Origin of the sequence: Sinomicrobium pectinilyticum, from assembly GCF_003725735.1 — a bacterium.
Classification (GTDB): domain Bacteria; phylum Bacteroidota; class Bacteroidia; order Flavobacteriales; family Flavobacteriaceae; genus Sinomicrobium; species Sinomicrobium pectinilyticum.
In genome coordinates this window covers 80966-96034 of the sequence record NZ_RJTM01000002.1, presented here as the reverse complement: position 1 = coordinate 96034, position 15069 = coordinate 80966, and the positions used below count along the sequence as shown (strand labels likewise).

The window sequence follows — 15069 nt, the reverse complement described above, 5'->3', positions numbered from 1 at the left end:
AAAAAAAATATTAAAATGACCTTACCTTCCAGACATATCAGCATATCCATTGACAAGCCGATGAAAGCCGTCTATGATTTTGTTTCCGACCCCCTGAACCTGCCCAAATGGGCGGCGGGACTGAGCGGCTCCATCCGCAAAGAAGGTGACGTCTGGATTGCAGAATCTCCCATGGGCTCCGTGCAGGTAGCCTTTGTTCCCTCTAACGATCTTGGCGTACTGGACCACGAGGTAACCCTTCCTTCCGGAGAAACCGTGTATAATCCCATGCGGGTATTTTCCAATGCAGATGGCTGCGAAATAGTGTTTAGCCTGTATCAATTGCCCGGAATGACCGAAAAACAGTATCAGCAGGATGCCCGGCTTGTGGAAATGGACCTGCTTCAACTCAAGGAAATTGTAGAGAACATACCCGGTTGATATATGTATTTATACAGAGATAAAAACGAATCCTTCATATTTTTATAGTCTGCTCCGGGAAGCCGGTAAAAATGCATCTCCGATTTAAAAGGGAAAATCCGAAAAAAACGTATATTGTTTTTCATTTATAACCGTATTTTCCAATCCACAAAAAATGTAAGATGGAACACGTATCCAAGTTTGAAATGGCTATCGCACAAATAGATGCAGAGAATGCGAAAGACCCGAATACAGAAGTCATCGGCGGGGTAGAATTCCCCAAGGAACTCCTTTATTCAAGGCGCATGACGGAAAAACTGCTGGATTATTACCCCGATGCCTCCGGGGAACTTCAAATAGCGGCCAGGGCGCAACACATATGCCGCTGGAAAATAGACAGGAATGCGTATCCTATGGACAGGGTAGGTTACCTGAAATGGCGGGAAGCATTGAAAAAATTTCACGCCGAAAAAACCACTGAAATACTTAAGGACCTCGGATTTAAAGACAATTTCACCGAGCGGGTCGCCGTGCTCATACGCAAAAAACAACTCAAGAAGGACGAAGAAAGCCAGGTACTGGAAGATGTGGTATGCCTGGTGTTCCTGCAGTATTACTTTAAAGATTTTGCCGCCAAACACCCTGAGGACAAAGTTGTGGATATCGTGCGGAAAACCTGGACAAAAATGTCCGGCCCCGGCCAGAAAGCCGCACTGGAACTGAAATTATCTCCCGGGGCACTTACCCTGATAAAGAAAGCCTTACAATCCGGATAAATCCGGGCCGTTTCAGTCATGCCGCTGCCCGCCCGTCACCTTGAAAAGGTGCAGTATGTGCGGGAATATGGCATCCATGGATTCTGCGGCCCCGTTAGTGGACCCCGGCAATGCCAGTACCAGGCATTTTCCGGCCATTCCGGCTACGCTTCGGGACAACATGGCATATGGCATCCGTTGCTGGCCATAATTGCGGATAGCCTCTTCCACACCGGGTATTCTGCGATCCAGAAGAGGAGACAGAGCTTCCGGGGTGACATCTCTTCCGGACAGCCCTGTCCCGCCGGTAAAGATCAGTAAGTCATTGTTTTTAGCATATTCATGTACTTTGTTTTCGATAATATCCGTTTCATCGGGAATAATGTCATAAGCGGAAACCTGCACATCCAACCGGTTCAGTTTGTCTACGATCACTTTCCCGGCCCTGTCTTCCTTTTTTCCTGCGGATATCGTATCGGAACACACCACTACCGCGGCCCGAAGAGGTATGGGAAACTCATTCACAAAAGAAGATTTCCCTCCTTTTTTATGTAACAGTTTAATATGTTTTATCTCTATGTCCTTATCAATGGGCTTCAGCATATCGTACATGGTCAAGGCTACTACCGACGCCCCGTGCATGGCCTCTACTTCCACCCCGGTCTTATATACGGCTTTTACCGTAAAAACAATACGTATTTTCCGTTCTTCAATCTCGTAATCCACAGCAGTGTACTCAATAGGCAACGGATGGCAGTCCGGTATCACCGCGCTGGTATTTTTCACGGCAAAAAGGCCGGCCGTTTTTGCCATTTCCAGTACATTTCCCTTAGGCACCAGGTTTTTCCTGACAGCATCTATCGTTTCCTTTTTCCCCACCTGTACTTCTGCTTGTGCCGTGGCTGCACGCAGTGTTGTTATTTTGTGTGTAATGTCTACCATAAGCTGTTTTTTACCTGTCTTTACAATCGCTGTCAAAATACAAAAATAAAAAAGGTTCTGCCCTTGTCTTCCGGAAAATTTCACCCGATAAAGATCAGGGGAAAATTTTCGCTAAAAACGCTGTTTTCAGCAAAACAGCTACAAAATTTATGCGGGGAATTCAAAAAAATCTCAAACAGACATACTAATATTGTTCGTTTTGCGTATATATTAGCGTATGCGAAAGATCAAATCCAAATGGTTACGGTGGTCCCTCCTGGTAATTGGCGGACTTATCCTGGCTTTTTTATTGTTTTACTGGAGTATTTACTTTGGCCTGTGGGGACATATTCCGGACAGGAAAGAACTCGAAGAGATCGTACAGGCCGAAGCGTCGGAAGTATACGGACAGGAGGAGGAACTCATCGGAAAATACTACATGTTCGACAGGCAGTCCATCGCGTATGAGGATATTCCCGAAAACATGATAGATGCCCTGATAGCTACGGAAGATTTTCGTTTTTACGATCATAACGGTATTGATTACCGCAGTTTTTTCCGGGTATTCTTTAAAAGTATCCTGCTCCGTGACGATTCTTCCGGCGGAGGCAGTACCATTACCCAGCAACTGGCAAAAAACCTTTACAAAAGAAAAAATTACGGCAGGCTGGGTATTGCGGTAAACAAATTACGTGAAATGATCATAGCCAGGCGTATAGAAAAGGTATATGACAAAAAGGAGATCCTGGCCCTGTATCTCAACACCGTGCCCTTTAGCGATAACACCTATGGCATAGAAAGTGCTTCCTATAAGTTCTTCGGTAAAAGAGCCAGACTGCTGTCCGTAGATGAGGCGGCCACCCTGGCAGGTATGCTCAAGGCCAACTATTATTACAATCCCAGGTTGTTTCCTGAAAAAAGTATGGAACGCCGTAATACCGTACTCCACCAGATGGTCAAATATGACTACCTGGACAAAGAGGTTTATGACAGTCTTAAAACCGTTCCGACCGAACTGCGGTATACTGCGTATTCTCATGACGAAGGTATCGCCCCTTATTTCCGCGAACAGGTAAAGAAGGAAGTGGAATCATGGTGTAAAACTAACCCGGATTCCGAAGGCAAGACATACGATATTTACCGGGACGGGCTTCGGATATTTACCACGCTGGATGCCAAAATGCAGTCGTTAGCCGAAGAGGCCATGAAAGAACACCTTTCGAAACTGCAGCAACAGTTCGAAAAAAGTTACGGCAAACGGGCTCCCTGGATGGCAAATGCCAGGATAAAAGAAGAAGCCGTAAAAAGATCACAACCCTATCTTTCCCTGAAACAGCAGGGCTGGGATGAAAAAAAGATCATGGATTCCCTGAATAAACCCCGAAAGATAGAGCTCTTTGACTGGGAAGAAAATACGATAGCGAACAGGAGCACTATAGACAGCATAGTGCATTATCTCAAATTCCTCAATACGGGAATGATAAGTATTGATCCGCATACCGGCGCAATACGTACCTGGATCGGGGGTATCAACTACAAACATTTCAAATACGACCATGTACGGCAGAGCAAAAGGCAGGTAGGCTCTACTTTTAAGCCGATTGTGTATACCACCGCCCTTGAAAACGGCCTGTACCCCTGTTCTTATTTTTCGCCCAAAAAAGTAGTTTATGAAGAATATGACGGATGGAGCCCCTCCAATGCCACGGATAAGGAAGAGGAAGAGTTTATAAACTACTCCCTTAAATACGCCCTGAGCCGTTCCATAAACACCATAGCGGTGAAGGTACTGGACTATGCCGGCATTTCGAATACTATTGCCATGGCCAAAAGAATGGGGATTGTCTCTCCCCTCCCGGAAGTCCCTTCATTGGCACTGGGAACAGCGGGGATCAGTGTGGAAGAAATGGCGGGAGCTTACGCGGCGTATGTAAACAAAAGCAGACCCGTAAAGCCGTTTTTCATAACCCGTATAGAAGATAACGAGGGTAACGTGCTCGTGGAATTCGAGCCGGAACAGACAGCCAGACCTGCATTTTCCGAACATACCCGGCAGGTGATGCTGGAAATGATGAAGGCCACGGTAAACGAAGGCACGGCATCCAGGATACGATATTCCTACAAACTGCAAAATGCCATTGCCGGAAAAACAGGTACTACTCAATCCAACAAAGACGGCTGGTTCGTAGGCATTACTCCGAACCTCGTAACCGTAACCTGGGTCGGAGCAGACGATCACCGCATCGGGTTTCGCAGTACAAGTATGGGACAGGGGGCTAACTCCGCATTACCCGTTTTTGCGAAATTCATGCAAAAAATGAGCAGGGACACCACCTATAACACTTATACTGCCGCCCGGTTCCCGGCTACATCGGCTTCTGTTCTCGAAGAATTGAACTGTGACAATATCCGCGAGGATACTTTCTTAGAAAAAATCTTCGGAAATCCGGATGAAGTCCGTAAAAAGGAGATACGGGAAAACAGGAAAAAAGCAAAGAAAAAAAAGAAAAAAGAAGGGTTCTTCAAGCGGCTTTTCGGAGGTAAGAAAAGGAACAGGGACTAAAGAGGCCGGTACGTAATGGACAGTAATGGGAATTTCCGTTAAAAATACCATCCCGGTCCGGCTACGTATTTCAAAGAAATCATCTTACAGGATACCTTACCCGGCTCCGGGTGTAAATCGCCGGCAAATCAACCCCGGAACACATCAGTGGCTTACCGGCCCTGCCGGTGGACAGAATGTTATAGCTTTATCACTTCTCCGTCTGCTATGGCATATACCGGTTGGCCATCTTTGACGAGGAAAAAATAAGCCGGTCTCCCTAGAAACAGGCCTTCGGACAGATTTTCTTTTTCTCCCAGGAGCAGTAAGGGGAGGTCTGTTTTTTCGTCTTTTTCCGAAGAACTGATACGAACTGCAGCATATCCTTTGCGGAGCAGGGACATCGCTTCGTCGGGATTAATGGCACGGGGCGAGGAATATGTCTTTTCATAGACCTTACCAGGCATCCACGTATAACCGGAGGCGTCCAGCTCCTCATACCCGTAAAACACCGACAGGTCCCCCAGATCAGCAATATGCGGAGTTTCTTCTCCTCTGCGGATATTGATATCGGTAAGGTAATGCTCCCCCTCTCTTCCCGTCACTTCCACATTACGGATAAGAAGGTCTGTGAGTTTGGAATCGTTATCCGGGATCCGGAAATAATCTTCGGTCCGGTATTGTTCATAATCTCCTGAGGCTATTTCCGAAAGAGCATGAAGAATAACCGAAAAATTCAACTTCCGTATAAATTGCTTTTCCGGATCATCCGGATATCCTCCGGATTCTATGAGAATGGTACTGGTTCCCCATTTCTGGAAATTATCGCCAAAGGCCCGCGGCTCAAAAGTATCATCATATTTTCCGACCCCTCCGGGAATGTATTCCTGCAAAAGCCGGTTCATTCCCACAATAACCTGCATGGCACGTCTCCGTACATCATTTATTTCCCTTTCCCGGTTAAAAGCCGGAGCTAAAACGGAAATAGTTGCAGGTCTGGAAGTTCCGGAAACATTGTAATATATATTCTGGTCGTGCAGATTGAAACCGAAATCCGGCTCTTCTTCGGCTCTTGCTTCTCTCAGGATAACAGATTCCGGGGCGGCAGTTCTCACGGCATCCCGGTTGAGATCAAAATCATAACTGTTTCTTCGCCGGAATTTTTCGGCCCCGTCCGGATTGAGCATGGGAATGAAATAAAGCGTGGTATTTTCCAGTATATGGCTACGCAGTTCGTCAAAATCATCATTCCTGCCTTCCAGAAAATTAAAAATATCCAGCAATGCCATGGTTGCCGTACTTTCGTTACCATGCATTTGCGACCACAACATGATCTTTGTTTTCCCGTTTCCGCAGCGCAACCGGTAGATACTTCTCCCTTCTACAGACGTGCCGAGTTCACGGACAGAAAAAATATTGCTCCCTTCCCGTTTGCGTATGAGGGGTTCGATGTCACTATGCGTAAATATATGTTCCGTAATACTCTTTTCCCGGAAAACATCAAAGGCTTTATCCAAAACCTGCTTATCCACAGTCCTGCCTTCCTGGCCCGTACAGCTCCAGCTACACAGGACAAATACAAACAGCAGGAATATCGATTTTTTCATGGTATATGGGTTTGGTTCGGAATAAAGCAGGCTCCGGGGGCACCGGGGCATTATCTCATCATGCAACCGTAAATGCCTTTTGATATATTTCTTCGTACAGAGGAACAATATTCTCTATATCGAACTTAGCGGCTTCTTTCCTGGCATTTTCCTTGAATGTTTCCAGTTTGTTCTCATCGGTCAGCAGTTTAATGGCATTACGTGCCATATCGGCCACATCACCAACTTCGCTGAGAAAGCCGGTTACCCCGTTTTTGTTGACCTCCGGGATCCCTCCGGTATTGCTGGAAATTACCGGGACACCATTAGCCATGGCCTCAAGCGCAACGAGCCCGAAACTTTCGGTTTCGGAAGGAAGCAGGAACAGGTCGGAGAAACAGAGAATCCGGTCAATTTCGTTACTGTTACCAAGATACAAAGCTTTTTCCGCTATTCCCAACTCCTCGCTCATAAGTTCGGCCTTTTCCTTTTCCGGCCCCTCACCGATCATCAATAATTTGGCCGGCACCTTTTTCTGTATTTCGTAAAACACCTTGATCACATCCTGAATGCGTTTTACTTTCCTGAAGTTACTGATGTGGGTTATTATTCTTTCCCCTTCGTCGGCCATCATGCTCCTGCGGCAGTCCTCAAACTTCTTTTTATACTTGTTCATATCAATAAAGTTCGGAACAACATGAATATCGTTCTTCACTTCAAAAAGTCGTAACGTGTCTTCCCGAAGACTACTGGATACGGAGGTTACCACATCGGATTTATTTATGCTGAAAGTCACGGCCGGCTTGTAAAACGGATGGCTGCCGACAAGGGTAATATCCGTACCGTGCAGCGTGGTAACCATAGGAATGGAAATGCCTTCTTCCGCAAGCATCTGCTTGGCCATATAACCGGCATAAGCATGTGGTATGGCATAATGCACGTGCAGAAGTTCTATCTTGTGCAGTTTTACCATATCTACGAGCTTACTTGACAGGGCCAGCTCGTAAGGCTGATAATGAAATAACGGGTATTTGGGCACATGTACTTCATGAAAATGAATATTACTGTTCAGTAAGGCCAGTCTGACAGGCTGTTTATAGGTAATAAAATGAATTTCATGCCCCCTGTTGGCCAGGGCAATGCCCAGTTCGGTCGCAACTACCCCGCTTCCGCCGAAAGTCGGATAACATACTATAGCTATTTTCATGTGTGTTGTGTTTGAGTCCGGATTCAGGGTACAGGTTTTACTTTCCTTCTCTGTTCCGTATCGTGCTTGTTAATTTTTTATAGCGTCGTAAATAATGCGTAATATCTCCGTCCTTGTCCCCCGGGTTATAAGTTTCCGGTTACTCGCTGTCGGATAGGTACGGTTGGACAAAAATACGTATACTATTTCATTTTCCGGGTCTGCCCAGGCATACGTTCCGGTAAACCCGGAATGGCAGAAACTGCTTTCCGGGACCCTGTCGTACATCTCTTTTCCCAGGCTTTCCGGCCGGGGCTTGTCAAATCCCAGCCCTCGTTTCACACCCCTGTCGCAGTAGTAACAGGTATTGAACTTATCTACAGTACCTTGCTCAAAATATTGTTTACCTCCGTAATACCCTTTTTGAAGGTACATCTGCATGATTTTGGCAATATCATTGGCATCCGAAAAGAGACCTGCATGTCCGGACACCCCTCCTTTCATGGCTGCAGCCATATCGTGGACATATCCCTGTACGACGTCGTAACGAAAGTAATCGTCGGCTTCCGAAGGAACTATTTTTTCCTTTCCCACTCCCCGGTCCAGAGGGTTAAACATCGTGTGGTCCGCACCCAAAGAAGCATAAAAAAACTTTTCTCCGAGGGAATCGAGCGTACTCCCGTAGGCTTTTTCTATAAATTTTTGCAATATGAAATAACCGAGGTCACTGTAGCGGTATTCTTTTTTGGGAAGGAGATCGCTCTCTTTTATTTCATTAAAAATGGAGTCTTTATAATCTTCCCTCATGTACAGATGCTCTGTTACCTTGACATTAAAATTTCCCTGCGGACTTTTGCGGTAATACTTTTCCAGCGGTTTTTTTGTTTCCTTATCCAGCGTAAACCGATAGAACGGTATCCAGGGCTTTACCCCGGCATAATGGAGCAAAAGGTCCTTAACCACAAGGTCCTGCTTATTTGTACCTCTAAGCTCCGGCAAAATGCTCCCCAGGGTAGAATCCATCGCTATTTTTTCTTCGTCATCCATTTTCATTATCAGGGGAAGTGTGGCAAGTATCTTGGTCAGGGAAGCCACGTCATAAATATCGTCGCTCCTTACGGGGGTTGTCCCGGTATAGGTATGCCTGCCGAAACTCTTATGGTAAACGACTTTTCCTTTTCGGGCCACCAGTACCTGTGCTCCGGGCATAGCCAGGGTTTTTATGGCATCTTCTGCTACGGAATCGATTTTTTTAAGGACATCCGAACTCATTCCCACACTCTCCGGAATCCCGTACTGCAACCTTCCTAACGGGGCGGTTTCGATGCCGGTGTTTACCAGAAGTTCTTTATTTGCCGTAACGGGCAATATCCCGCGGGCACCGATAGCCCCGAAGATGACTTCGGCTGCCTTGCGTTGTGCCACCGGGCTGTTCTCATAACCGACCACAATACTCTCTATATTCTCCAGCGTGCTTAACTTCAAAAGACTGTAAGGTTTTACAAAAGTAGTGAGAATCACTTTCTTTTCTCTTGCAATTTCGTAAAGCCATGTCAACTCTTTTACCGTAAAATCATGAGGTTTCCACGGCGAAGCGTTGGACCTGTGGTGCCCCATGATCACTGTATTGTATGGTTTCAGGTTCTTGAGAAGTTCATCGAGTTTATCCGCAGTAATATGATCCACACGTGCGTAGCGGTTCAGGGCTTTTAAAAAATCTCCTCCCCGGTCATCTCCGAAATGTACGTAAGCTATCTTTTTTTCTTCCAGAGAAGTAAGCGGCAGCAGGCTATCCTGGTTTTTTGCCACGGTAATGGCATTGGCATAGATCTCTTCTTCCAGGATACTGTCCCTGCGGGTATTCAGGTCCTGATACAGGTTTGCGGTCTGTACAGGCACATAGCGCTGCAGCCCGGCTTTAAACTTTGCCCTGAGTATTTTTTTTACGGAATAGGCCAGCCTTTCTTCGGTGATCTCTCCCTTTTCATAAGCTTCCGTAAGTTTTTGGACGGCCTTCGGTACATCGAGGGACATCACCAGCATATCATTGCCGGCCCTAAAAGCTGCGAGGTCTATATCTCCGGGGGCAGTAAAATCAGAAGCTCCTTTCATGTTAAGGGCATCGGTAAATATGAGCCCTTTAAATCCGAGTTCTTCTTTAAGCAACCCGGTAATGATATTTTTGGATATGGAAGACGGGTACCCGGACCTGCTTTCCAGTGCCGGGACATCCAGGTGGGCTACCATCACACTTTCGAGATTTTCCGAAATAAGGCGATTATAGGGAAATAATTCCACATTGCTGATCCGGGTTTTACTGAAAGATATTATGGGGAGCGTTTTGTGCGAGTCGGTCTGTGTATCCCCATGCCCCGGAAAATGTTTTCCACAGGCCAGTATCCCCGCATTCCGCATGCCCCTGGCAAAGGCGGCACCTTTATCTGCCACATTCGATTTGTCTTCTCCGAAGGAACGGTTGCCTATAATCGGGTTTTCAGGATTGGTATTGATATCGATATCCGGTGCAAAATTGATGTGAACACCCAGTCTTCGCGCATGCTTTCCTACCTGGTATCCTGCCTGTTCTATCAGTTTGTTATCTTTCACTGCCCCCAGGGTCATGTTCCAGGGGTAGGCGAATGTAGAATCCAGTCGCATGGCCAGGCCCCATTCGGCATCCATTCCCACCATAAGGGGCACTTCGGACATAGCCTGGAATTTATTTGTAAGCAGGGCCTGCTCATGCGGATGCCCTTTAAAGAAAATAACGCCTCCTATATGGTACTCCCGGATCAGTTTTTCTACGCGTTCTACTTGTTTTTCTCCTTTCTCCGGAAAAATATCAACCATGAACAACTGTCCTATTTTCTCCTTCAGGCTCATTTTCTTGTAGATACTGTCTACCCATTTTTGCTGTAAATATTCATTTCCTACTGACAGAGGGTCAGTTTCCTGTGCAAAGCACCACGCCGGGATCACTAACAGCAATACCAATATTTTCTTCATAAATCACCTTGTTTTCTGGAAAACACAGGCAATATACGGTTATCTCGGTAAATTAAAAAGACAAACTTACTGACAGGATTATCAACAATGCAGGATTTGTGTGCTCAAGCACTTTTTTACAGGATGGAGTACGAAAGTGATGGAGTTTTTTAGCGGGTAGTTCCGGGATTTTCCATGTAATTATCTAAAAACCTGTATTCCCCGGATACAAAAAGACCCGCAATTACGGGTCGGGCAATACAGACATTAAATTCATCTATTTTATAAAACGGGAATGCCAGCTTTCTTCGGCAGGGACTTCCCAGTGTTCTTCGTATTCCTGCTTATTGGAGACCAGGTTGTTGAAAACGATCGTCTTCCCGGAAACCGCCCGGTCCTTGGCCATTTTTTTAAATTCCGTAAGGGGCTTATATGCCACAAAATCTCCCTGTTTATAGGAGACGTTCATTTTATCAAGCAGGTCCACATTATAGTCTTTTTCCAGTTGCTGGATAAAATGCACGGATGCATCTATGGAGCATCCGGAAGCAGTATGCACATCCTGGTTAAGCCCTATGACAAGAAAACGCTTGTATTTGATCTCGAAACCGGCCTGCAATGCAGCCCCGTGAGCCGTCCATTCTTTCAGGAATGCTTCTGTCCTGGCCGTGATCTCCGTCAGCTCCTCTTCGGTGAAGCTCCTGTTGGCCTGATATATCCATATCCTCGATGTTTCGGGGAGTTCGTTAAAAGGAATATACATAATGGGAATGCTGTTTTTTTTGATTTGTTTATAATCCTGTTTTCTGCCGGGGAAGTTCCGGAATACGGAAGGTATTTTCCTGGTTCTGAGCTCTTAATCAGCCGGATGAATTACAGGTCTTCGGCATTGGCTATGAGCTCCGCAACATCCATAACGGCTATTTCGGACTCTTTTTCCTTGCTTTTCACTCCATCCGTCATCATGGTATTGCAAAAAGGGCAACCGGCCGCTATGATATCCGCCCGGGTTTCCAGTGCCTGCTCGGTCCTCTCTACATTGACATCCTTATCTCCTTTTTCGGGCTCTTTAAACATCTGTGCTCCTCCCGCTCCGCAACAAAGTCCGGCTTTTTTACATTTGCGCATCTCTACCAACTCCACATCCAGTTTCCGGATAAGATCGCGCGGGGCTTCATAGATGCCGTTGGCTCGGCCCAGGTAACACGGATCGTGGTAGGTTATCCGTTTTCCTTTAAATTTTCCGCCTTCTATAGAGAGCCTGCCCTCTTCCAGCAATGATTTCAGAAACTGGGTATGGTGCATCACTTCATAGCTACCTCCAAGCGAAGGATATTCGTTCTTCAGGGTATTGAAACAATGCGGACATGCGGTTACTATCTTTTTGATTTCATAGGCATTAAGCACCTCTATATTCGTCACCGCCTGCATCTGGAAAAGGAATTCGTTACCCGCTCTTTTCGCCGGATCTCCCGTACAGCTTTCTTCTGTTCCGAGTACGGCAAATTCCACATTGGCTTTATCAAGCAGTTTTACCAGCGCCTTGGTGATCTTCTTGGCCCGGTCATCAAAACTTCCGGCACAGCCTACCCAGAACAGTACTTCGGGCTGTTTTCCTTCCGCCATCATTTCGGCCATGGTAGGTACTTTCATAAAATTTACAATTTTGGATTTACGGTTTCGGATCGCCGGACTGAGACTATATTATACCTCTGCAAACCGTCGACCCGAAATCGCAAACACTTTTTAGTCGTGCTTTCCATCGTCGAATACCTCGATGGTAACTTCTTTTTCGATAAGGTCCGTAAACTTACCATTATATCTTGTAGCCCTTACCAGGTGGTTGTCTATCCAATGGTAATTACCTCCCCTGGGCTTCCCCATAAGCAGGCCGTGGTATTTAAATCCGTGTTTATCGAGCCACTCTTCCGTCACCTTCCTGTGATCCTCCGTACGGGAGGTGAAAAAGGTTATCACATGTCCTTCTTCATACCATTTGTTCAGTGTTGTCAAAGCATCGGGAAACGGTTCACACGTAGCCATACGTTTCGGTTCTTCATTGGGCACGTCTTCCGTTACGGTACCATCAATGTCGATCAGGTAGTTCTTTATTCCTTCGGGCAGTACCGGGCTTACATGTTCACCTGCTTCTACTTTGTCGTGCAACAGCCTTTCTACGTCTTCCTTTTTCATAGTTTCTGCGTCCTCTCACGGACCTCATTTGGATTGGTTATACTTTAATTTACTTGTTTCTGTTTACTCATTCTTCCAGTTAAGCCTGTCCATTTGATTATAAGGCCACGGTGCACCGTTATTTTCTATATTGGTCATCATATTGTTCAACTCGGCCGGTGCCGCCGACTGCTCCATGACCAGATATCGTCGCATATCCAGGATAATCGACAAAGGGTCGATACTTACCGGGCAGGCTTCCACACATGCATTGCAGGAAGTACAGGCCCAAAGTTCCTCCCGGGTTATATAATTATCCAGTAACGATTTATTATCCTCTACAAAAGTACCATTATTATCTATATTTTTCCCAACTTCTTCGAGACGATCCCGGGTATCCATCATAATTTTTCTCGGCGAAAGTTTTTTACCGGTCTGACTGGCCGGGCACTCACTGGTGCACCTGCCGCATTCCGTACAGGTGTATGCATTCAAAAGCTGTACCCAGTTAAGATCGGCAACATCCGACACTCCGAATTTTTCCGGCGGAGCGCTTTCTTCTCCTTCGGCCGGTGCGGCAAACGGATCGGCATTGGGGTCCATCATCAGCTTTACCTCTTTGGTAACCGCTTCCAGGTTATCCATCCGCCCTTTCGGGTTCAGGTTTGCAAAATAGGTATTCGGAAATGCCAGTAAGATATGCAGGTGTTTGGAATAATACAGGTAGTTCAGGAAAACCAGTATTCCGACAATATGCAGCCACCACGCACTTCGTTCGATAATATGCAGTGTAGATCCGGGCAGCCCTTCAAATAACGGCGCTATAAGTCCGCTTACCACATTTCCCGCCTGCATTTGCTGAAAGGAAACATCGGTAGCGTTCATCACCAGGAAGAGCACCATCAAAATCATTTCGAAATACAGAATGAAATTTCCGTCATTTTTTGGCCATCCCTTCATTTCTGGCTTCCGGAAACGCTGCAGACGGATAATATTCCTCCGTACCCAGAAGACAATAACAGATACCAATACCAACAAGGCCAGGACCTCAAAACTTCCTATAAGAACAGCATAAAACCCTCCGAGGAATGAGAATATTCTATGAGTACCAAAAAGACCATCGATAATGATCTCCAGTACTTCTATATTTATTATAATAAACCCGAGGTAAACAATAATGTGCAGAATACCTGCCACGGGCCTGACAACCATTTTCTGCTGCCCGAGGGCAATACGGGCCATTTTCCTGAAACGCTCCGGCTTGTTATCCGACCGGTCCACATCCTTCCCTATCCGTATATTGCGGATCAGTTTCCGGACATTCCTCACAAAAAAGAAGATCGCGGCAAAGAGAATAACAGCAAAAATTATATTAGGTATGACAGCCATAGTATGTTTTTGGATTATAAACCGGATTTACTCTTCCTCCTTTATTAATTTTCCGTTTCTTCCTCCGGAGTTTCATAAGGTTTCGGTTTTTTTCCGAAAAGGGAAAAATGAACGTACCGTTTGGGATTGAGTTTCATATCTTCCAGAAGTTGCTCCAACTGCAGGGAAGCCCCGGTGAGGTTATCATAAAGTTCTTCGTCTTTCAACAGTTTACCTACGGAACCTTCGCCCCGGTCTATTTTTGCTATTACGTTATTAAAACCGTTGATCGTTTGCTGTAACTCCGCCATCGTCCGGCCCAGATCGGCCGCTGCGAGCGTATCGGAAACATCTTTCAGGTTACCGGTAAGCCCTTCGATATTAGTGATCGAATTGTCCAGTTTTTCCTTGTTATCCCGTAAAAGACCGTTCAGAGCTACGGAGCTGCTTTTAAAATTCTCGGTTATGTCCTTTAAATTAGCCATACTGGCCTTGAGATTTGCCTTGGTATCGTCATCCAGTATGGTATTGACACCGGAAAGGACAGAATCCGCATGCTCCAGCATACTGCCCAGTTGCGCCTGTAAAGGAGTGAGTTTTTGCGTTACCAGTTCCGTCAGGCCCGGCTTTATGGAAGAAGGCAGGGTATCCCCGGAAACCGATACCGGACTGCCATCGAAAACCGGAACGATCTGAATACCTTTTCCGCCTATGATCCCCGTGTCGAATAGTACGGCTTTGCTGTTTTGGGAAAACTCAAAGTCATTCTCCACGGAAAACGTTACCAGCAATTTACCTCTTTCGTTCAGAAAACGGATATCCATGATCTTCCCCACGGTAAAACCGTTAATGCTTACCGAGGTCCCGGTTGCCAGTCCTCCCACATGGTCATATACTGCGTAATACGTGCGGTATGACTTAAATATGGGATTGGATTTCAAAAAACTGAATCCCAGTATAAAAAGCAATATTCCGCCCAATACTATTATAGCTGTCTTTAATTCTCTTGATATCTTCAAATGTTCTCACTTTTGCGTTGTGAACAAATTTAGAAATAATTTTCTTAAGACGCTTTTTAGATTACGGATATTAAAAGTGTAATTTTTCGGAATGTGTGACCTGCCAAAATTCGCTGTCCTGCACTTCCAACTGATT

At 45.9% G+C, this 15069-nt stretch carries 12 protein-coding genes; 3 read left to right on the top strand and 9 right to left on the bottom strand.

Going from position 1 to position 15069, the window contains the following annotated elements; all coding sequences use genetic code 11:
* Positions 1-15 precede the first annotated feature (15 nt).
* A complete protein-coding gene (locus ED312_RS00485; RefSeq protein WP_123214192.1) occupies positions 16-420 on the top strand; it encodes an SRPBCC family protein in 405 nt (134 codons plus the stop codon).
* Between the two features lie 161 nt (positions 421-581).
* Entirely contained in the window at positions 582-1175 is a 594-nt protein-coding gene (locus tag ED312_RS00480) for a DUF4202 domain-containing protein (protein WP_123214024.1), read from the top strand.
* A 12-nt stretch (positions 1176-1187) separates the two neighbouring features.
* On the opposite strand, the gene moaCB is transcribed toward ED312_RS00480, so the two are convergent.
* Positions 1188-2123 carry a bifunctional molybdenum cofactor biosynthesis protein MoaC/MoaB gene (gene moaCB / locus ED312_RS00475; protein ID WP_262707123.1) on the bottom strand — a complete coding sequence of 312 codons (936 nt, stop codon included), beginning with the start codon at positions 2121-2123 and terminating at the stop codon, positions 1188-1190.
* Between the two features lie 190 nt (positions 2124-2313).
* Here moaCB and ED312_RS00470 point away from each other — a divergent pair, with 190 nt between their 5' ends.
* Positions 2314-4638 carry a penicillin-binding protein 1A gene (locus ED312_RS00470; RefSeq protein WP_123214023.1) on the top strand — a complete coding sequence of 775 codons (2325 nt, stop codon included), beginning with the start codon at positions 2314-2316 and terminating at the stop codon, positions 4636-4638.
* A 179-nt stretch (positions 4639-4817) separates the two neighbouring features.
* Here the strand turns inward: ED312_RS00470 and ED312_RS00465 are convergent, their stop codons facing one another.
* From ED312_RS00465 to ED312_RS00430, 8 genes are all read right to left on the bottom strand, one after another.
* Positions 4818-6224 carry a M14 family metallopeptidase gene (locus ED312_RS00465; RefSeq protein ID WP_123214190.1) on the bottom strand — a complete coding sequence of 469 codons (1407 nt, stop codon included), beginning with the start codon at positions 6222-6224 and terminating at the stop codon, positions 4818-4820.
* 58 nt (positions 6225-6282) lie between these two features.
* Positions 6283-7410 carry an N-acetyl-alpha-D-glucosaminyl L-malate synthase BshA gene (bshA, locus tag ED312_RS00460; protein ID WP_123214022.1) on the bottom strand — a complete coding sequence of 376 codons (1128 nt, stop codon included), beginning with the start codon at positions 7408-7410 and terminating at the stop codon, positions 6283-6285.
* Between the two features lie 69 nt (positions 7411-7479).
* Positions 7480-10395, bottom strand: coding sequence for a glycoside hydrolase family 3 N-terminal domain-containing protein (locus tag ED312_RS00455; RefSeq protein ID WP_123214021.1), 2916 nt, complete (start codon positions 10393-10395; stop codon positions 7480-7482).
* A 256-nt stretch (positions 10396-10651) separates the two neighbouring features.
* A complete protein-coding gene (locus tag ED312_RS00450; RefSeq protein ID WP_123214020.1) occupies positions 10652-11137 on the bottom strand; it encodes an ABC transporter ATPase in 486 nt (161 codons plus the stop codon).
* A gap of 110 nt (positions 11138-11247) precedes the next feature.
* Positions 11248-12027 carry a (Fe-S)-binding protein gene (locus ED312_RS00445; protein ID WP_123214019.1) on the bottom strand — a complete coding sequence of 260 codons (780 nt, stop codon included), beginning with the start codon at positions 12025-12027 and terminating at the stop codon, positions 11248-11250.
* Between the two features lie 93 nt (positions 12028-12120).
* A complete protein-coding gene (locus tag ED312_RS00440) occupies positions 12121-12567 on the bottom strand; it encodes an LNS2 domain-containing protein (protein ID WP_123214018.1) in 447 nt (148 codons plus the stop codon).
* A gap of 63 nt (positions 12568-12630) precedes the next feature.
* Positions 12631-13935, bottom strand: coding sequence for a (Fe-S)-binding protein (locus ED312_RS00435; protein ID WP_123214017.1), 1305 nt, complete (start codon positions 13933-13935; stop codon positions 12631-12633).
* 44 nt (positions 13936-13979) lie between these two features.
* Positions 13980-14933: an MlaD family protein gene (locus ED312_RS00430; RefSeq protein WP_123214016.1), complete on the bottom strand. Its 954-nt coding sequence runs from the start codon at positions 14931-14933 to the stop codon at positions 13980-13982.
* Between the last annotated feature and the right edge of the window lie 136 nt (positions 14934-15069).